The sequence below is a fragment of the Mesorhizobium sp. M7A.F.Ca.MR.176.00.0.0 genome, from assembly GCF_004023165.1.
GTDB lineage: Bacteria > Pseudomonadota > Alphaproteobacteria > Rhizobiales > Rhizobiaceae > Mesorhizobium.
The window spans coordinates 1-4,722 of sequence record NZ_RZTC01000065.1 but is presented as its reverse complement, the minus strand read 5'-3'; the positions used below and the strand labels follow the sequence as shown (position 1 = coordinate 4,722).

Sequence of the window (4,722 nt, the reverse complement as noted above, 5' to 3'; positions counted from 1 at the left end):
GTGTACGACTGGTCCACAGCGGCGGCAGGCTGGTTGGCGCCGTTCGAACCGTAGTTGTCGCTGCCCGCGAAAGCGCTGCCGGAGATGGCCAGAACGGCGGCGGCAGCAATGAGGATCTTGTTCATCTTAAATACTCCTGAATGTCTGAATTTCGAATGTCTGAATTTCGCCAGGGCAGCGGGCGAGCCCGCCGTCGACTGGGAATCGGCTGTTAGTTGTTGCCGAAGAGGTTGTGGTCAGCACCCTGGGCCGGCGCCTGAGCAGCCGGTTCCGACTTCTTGGTCGAAGCGGTGTACGAGCTGTCGACAGCAGTGGCTGCCGCGGCGTTCGAACCGTAGTGGTCGCTACCAGCGAAGGCGCTGCCGGAAATGGCCAGAAGGGCTGCGGCAGTGAGAATGATCTTTTTCATTTTTGTACTCCAGTATCGTCTTTTTCCGTCCGTCTAGCGGCGTGTCTTGGAAATGAAATCGCGTCGTTCGGACAGCCCCGATGTGGGAGGGCAACCCCGCCTTTTCCAATCACGAAGTTGTTCCGTGTGGACCATGAATCCACACCTTGAAATTGTGCCAGGGGAATCTAGAGAGGCATTTTTCCTCTCTATATCAGCATGTTAAGTTTAATCATCCGATGGATCACTGACTGTTTCAAAGGCCCGGCGTTCACACCGTCCTGCACGCACCGTCAACAGAAACGAACCGTTCGGTTCGATTTAGGTCAAGCTAATAGTCACTTTTCGAAACCGTTAACCTTTTTTGACCCCCGCCAAGGGTCGGATTCGGGAAGATCGCAGCCGGCAAATGGCCGCCCGGGAGGCGGGATTTCGGCCCCAGACGATCTGCGGTGACGTTTCGCATGCCGTGTCGCGCCGCATGGATACGATGTCGTTTTCATGCCGACGGCGCGCCCCCGATCGTGGTTAGATCATACCATCTCAGGTGCCGCTTCGTGACGACGAGACGGAGAATTGGGAAGCCGGTCAGAATCCGGCGCTGCCCCCGCAACGGTGGTGGAGTTCAAGTCGCAACGGGAGACCACTGGGCAACTGCCTGGGAAGGTGTCGCGATGGTCCGCAAGGACAACTCCAGAGCCCGGAAACCAGCCCGAGATTTTTAGACTCGACTGATCGCGGTGGGCGGTCAAGAGGTGGATAGCGCATGTCCGGCACCTAGCCGGCCTGCGTTTCAATCCTTCCTCCATCACCACCAGTTCAGTCCTTAGAAACGAGGACAGGACATGGATATCCGCAACGACATGCTGAGGCTCCTGAAGGGGCGCCGGCAAGGCTTTTCACTGGAGCAGCCCTTCTACACCGATCCAGACTACTTCAAGCTCGACATGGAGCTTATCTGGTATCGCGACTGGCTGTTCATCGGCCATGATTGCGAACTGCCGAAGCCGGGCAGCTACATCACCGTGCAGATCGGCGACTATCCGGTCGTCCTTGTCCGCGACCAGCAAGGCAAGATCAACGCCTTCCACAATTCCTGCCGCCATCGCGGCAGCCGCGTGTGCAACGCGGAAAAGGGTACGGCGGCAAAGCTCGTCTGCCCCTATCATCAGTGGACCTATGAGCTGGACGGCCGCCTGCTGTTTGCCCGCCAGATGGCCGACGGTTTCGACAAGAGTGATTTCGGCCTGAAGCCGGTCGCCTGCGAGAGCGTCGGCGGCTACATCTTCATCTGCCTGGCCAAGGAGCCGGCGGATTTCGCGCCGATGCGGGCGATGATCGAACCTTATCTTTTGCCGCACCGTTTGCGCGAAGCAAAGATCGCCTTCGAGAGCACGATCGTCGAGAAGGGCAACTGGAAGCTGGTCTGGGAAAACAACCGCGAGTGCTACCACTGCGTCGCCAATCACCCCGAACTGTGCAAGACCTTCCCCGAGGCTCCGACCGTGACCGGCGTCCAAGGCGCCGACAGCGACCCTGAAATGGTCGCGCACTGGGCCAGATGCGAGGCATCAGGCTTGCCGAGCAAATTCCGCATCGATCCGGCAGGGCAGTACCGCGCCACCCGCGCGCCTCTGCTGCGCGATGCCGTCAGCTACACCATGACGGGAAAACGGGCGGTCCAGAAGAACCTGTCCGACAGCGTTTCAACCGACCGCATCGGTTCCTTGCTGCTTTATCATTATCCGACAACCTGGAACCATATCCTCGGCGACCATGCCGTCACCTTCCGCGTGCTGCCGATCAGTGCCACGGAAACCGCGGTGACGACGAAATGGCTCGTCCACAAGGATGCGGTCGAAGGCGTCGACTACGACCTCGCTGAGCTCACCCATGTCTGGACCGAGACCAACGACCAGGACCGCCGCATCGTCGAGGAAAACGCCTTCGGCATCCTGTCGCCGGCCTACGAACCAGGCCCCTATTCGGAGCTGCATGAGGGCGGCGTGATCCAGTTCGTCGAGTGGTACGCGTCGTTCATCGGGCCGCGCCTTGCCGAAGGCGGCCGGCCGGCCCTGCGCAGCGTCGCCTAGCTCAGGGGACAAGAGGATGAATGCGATGACGGACCTTGGCCTCTATCGCCATCTCGACCAGATGACGCCCTGGAACGACCGGCTGCAGGTGCTGGAAGTGATCGGCGTCAGCGACGAAGCGCCGGACGTGAAGACCTTCACCTTCCGCTCCGACAACCAGACCTGGTTCCGCTACAAGCCGGGCCAGTTCGTGACGCTGGAACTGCCGACATTGGACGGGCCGCTGATGCGCACCTACACGCTGTCGTCCTCGCCGTCGCGGCCATTCTCGATCGCGGTGACGGTCAAGGCGCAGGCGGGCAGCACCGGCACGCGCTGGATGTTCGACCATCTGACGCCGGGCTCGCACGTCAAGGCCTATGGGCCGACCGGTGATTTTTCGCTGCATAGCCACCCGGCGGCCAAATATCTGTTCATTTCGGCGGGCTCCGGCGTGACGCCGATGATGTCGATGCTGCGCTGGTTGAACGACTGTGCGCCATGGACAGATGTCGGCTTCGTCAACTGTGCGCGCCGCCCGGAAGAGATCATTTTCCGCAAGGAACTCGAGCTGCTCGGCAGCCGCATGCCCGGCCTGTCGCTCGGCTTCATGATCGAGGAGCGGTCGAGCCGCGAGGGCTGGTTCGGCCATATGGGCCGCATCGACGCGATCCGGCTGCCATTGCTGGCACCCGATTTCCGCGAGCGCGAGATTTTCTGCTGCGGCCCCGATCCCTTCATGCGCGCCGTGCGCGGCATGCTGGACGCCGCCGGCTTCGACATGGCGAAATACCATCAGGAAAGCTTTGCTGCGCCTGCCGTGGAGGAGATCCCGGCGCCGTTCTCGCCGCCGGCGGAGGACGGCGCTGCTGCTGCCGTCGAGGCCGTGACACCGATCCGGTTTTCGCTTTCCGATGTCGATGCCGAATGCGTCGCCGGCCAGACCGTGCTGCAGACGGCACGCGCCTCTGGGGTGCGGATTCCCGCCGCCTGCGAGTTCGGCCTGTGCGGCACCTGCAAGGTGAGGAAGGTCGCGGGCGATGTCGAGATGAGTCACAATGGCGGCATCCTCGATCACGAAATCGAGGACGGCTTTATCCTCGCCTGTTGCTCGAAGCCGCTTTCTGCGCTTGAAATCGAAGCGTGACCGGCTGCGCTCGCCCCCAAGCCTGCGCCATCTTGCCAAAAACCCTGCAAATGGTTAGACGCCTGCAACGGTGGGGTTGACCGTAAGGCCCGAAGATCATCTCCGCGGCCTGCTCGGCGGGGGAGCAAACATGCGACAATCCGGCATCTATGCCATTGCCAGCAAGGATATCGTCTTTGAATCCTTCGACGGCGAAGCCGTCGTTCTTGACCTGACCACGGGCAAATATTTCGGCTTCTCTGATTCAGGCAGCAGACTTTGGGATGCACTGTCGTCCGGCGTGCCTGCCTCCGAACTGGTCGGCGCCACGACCGGCATTGGCGCCCTCGATGCCGCCGCGATTGACGGCTTTGTTTCACAATTGCTCGAATTCGGTTTGCTGGCGGCCGTAAGCGATGGCGTGGCAAGACCGGCTCCAAGCGAATTGCTGGCTCAGCTCGCCGCTGCCAGAGAGCCCCTCAAGGTCGACATCCATGACGATCTCGCCGATCTCATTGTCGTCGATCCCATCCACGAGGTCGAGGAGCCCCTCGGCTGGCCCGCGGTGAAGCAGGCCAACTGAAGCGCCCATCAGGTTCTCGTTGCCGGACAGCTCCGGAACAGGCAGACCCATGCCGAACGTCACTCTCGAAAACTTGGTTGACTACGCACGCCATGTCCTGGCGCAAGCAGAGAGCAGCGCCGCGCATTATCCGCTGACCTGCAAGGTGGGCTTGCCGCATCTGGATCTGACCGCGCATGTCAGCGCCGGCGCATTGGCGGATGCCGTCGCTCACGGCTTTGTCACGGCTCCAGACCGAGCGCCTGCCGACATCTGCCGCATCTTCGTCGCACATCCCGGCATAGACGGCATCGCGGCACCGGTCAGTTGGGGCCAGGGGCCCTTCACGCAGCATGGCTTCGCCACCCGGCTGGCGGAGGCCGGATTGCGCGGCAACCATTTCCACGACCTGGATTTCTGGCAGTTCTATGATCCGCAACGTCGCGTTGGCGTGCAGTTGATGGCTTCGGCCGATGCCTTTCCACCGTGGGAGCCGGGAGCGCCGCTGCGGGCTTTCCTGCATTGGGAATATGCGGCACGCGGCATGCGGCTGGCCCATGCGGGGACGCTCGGG

Annotated in this window: 5 protein-coding genes, 1 pseudogene and 1 riboswitch; of the genes and pseudogenes, 4 read left to right on the top strand and 2 right to left on the bottom strand. The window is 61.7% G+C overall.

What is annotated here, in order from left to right; translation table 11 throughout:
- Positions 1 to 125: DUF680 domain-containing protein (locus EOB59_RS36500; RefSeq protein WP_245486689.1), on the bottom strand; the 125-nt coding region annotated here is incomplete at its 3' end.
- An 86-nt stretch (positions 126 to 211) separates the two neighbouring features.
- Entirely contained in the window at positions 212 to 409 is a 198-nt protein-coding gene (locus EOB59_RS21000) for a DUF680 domain-containing protein (protein WP_027039902.1), read from the bottom strand.
- 507 nt (positions 410 to 916) lie between these two features.
- A riboswitch (cobalamin riboswitch) is annotated at positions 917 to 1,119 on the top strand.
- Positions 1,120 to 1,233: 114 nt separating this feature from the next.
- Between EOB59_RS21000 and EOB59_RS20995 the strand changes: the two genes are divergently transcribed.
- From EOB59_RS20995 to EOB59_RS20980, 4 genes and pseudogenes are all read left to right on the top strand, one after another.
- A complete protein-coding gene (locus tag EOB59_RS20995; protein ID WP_128289141.1) occupies positions 1,234 to 2,481 on the top strand; it encodes an aromatic ring-hydroxylating dioxygenase subunit alpha in 1,248 nt (415 codons plus the stop codon).
- Positions 2,482 to 2,506: 25 nt separating this feature from the next.
- Positions 2,507 to 3,607, top strand: a complete 1,101-nt coding sequence (locus EOB59_RS20990) for a hybrid-cluster NAD(P)-dependent oxidoreductase (protein WP_127267343.1) — start codon at positions 2,507 to 2,509, stop codon at positions 3,605 to 3,607.
- 130 nt (positions 3,608 to 3,737) lie between these two features.
- Positions 3,738 to 4,169 (top strand): PqqD family protein, encoded by a 432-nt coding sequence (locus EOB59_RS20985; protein ID WP_128289140.1) that lies wholly within the window; start codon positions 3,738 to 3,740, stop codon positions 4,167 to 4,169.
- A gap of 49 nt (positions 4,170 to 4,218) precedes the next feature.
- Positions 4,219 to 4,722, top strand: a pseudogene (locus EOB59_RS20980) (serine kinase); the annotation flags it as partial.